General features: G+C 73.1%; 1 pseudogene. It reads left to right on the top strand.

Annotated elements, in window-relative coordinates:
• Window positions 1-750 (top strand): annotated as a pseudogene (locus tag ACP4J0_RS38610) (type I polyketide synthase); the annotation flags it as partial.

The raw sequence follows: 750 nt of genomic DNA on the forward strand, positions 1-750 counted from the left end.
ACCTGACGGGCGCCCTGGTCACGGACGAGATGGCGTCGGCGGACTTCTGGGTGCGGCACGTCCGTGAGGCCGTGCGCCTCCTCGACGGGGTCCGGGCGTTGGAAGCGGCGGGGGTCACCACGTACGTCGAACTCGGCCCGGACGGTGTGCTGTCGGCACTGGCCCAGGAGTGCGTCACAGCAGAAGCGGTGTTCGTCCCCGTCCAGCGTGCGGCCCGTCCCGAAGTCGAGAGCTTGGGCGCCGCACTCGCACAAGCCCATGTCAGAGGCCTCTCGATCGACTGGTACGCGTACTTCGCGGGCTCGGGCGCCCGGCGCGTGGACCTGCCGACCTACGCCTTCCAGCGCCGGCGGTTCTGGTTCGAGCCCTCCGCCGCGGTCGTCGGCAACGCGCCCGCCGTTGCGTCGGATTCCTGGTTCTGGGATGCGGTGGAGCGAGGGGACCTCGCGTCGCTGGCCGCCGCTCTCGACCCCGAGGACGAGGCCGCCTGGGGCAGTGTCCTGCCTGGTCTGGCGGCGTGGCGTCGCCAGGGTCGGGAGCGGTCGGAGGTGGACGGCTGGCGGTACCGGGTGGTGTGGAAGCCGCTGGGCGATGTCGCTACTGGTCGGCTGGCAGGGCCGTGGTTGGTGGTCGTTCCGGCCGGGGGTGACGTCGACGGGCCGGTGGTGGGTGCGCTGGCGGGGCGTGGTGCGGAGGTGCGGCGGGTCGAGGTCGAGTCGGGCGTGGATCGTGCGGCGCTGGCGGGGCTGG

The organism is Streptomyces sp. WG7 (genome assembly GCF_049975785.1).
Lineage (GTDB): Bacteria > Actinomycetota > Actinomycetes > Streptomycetales > Streptomycetaceae > Streptomyces.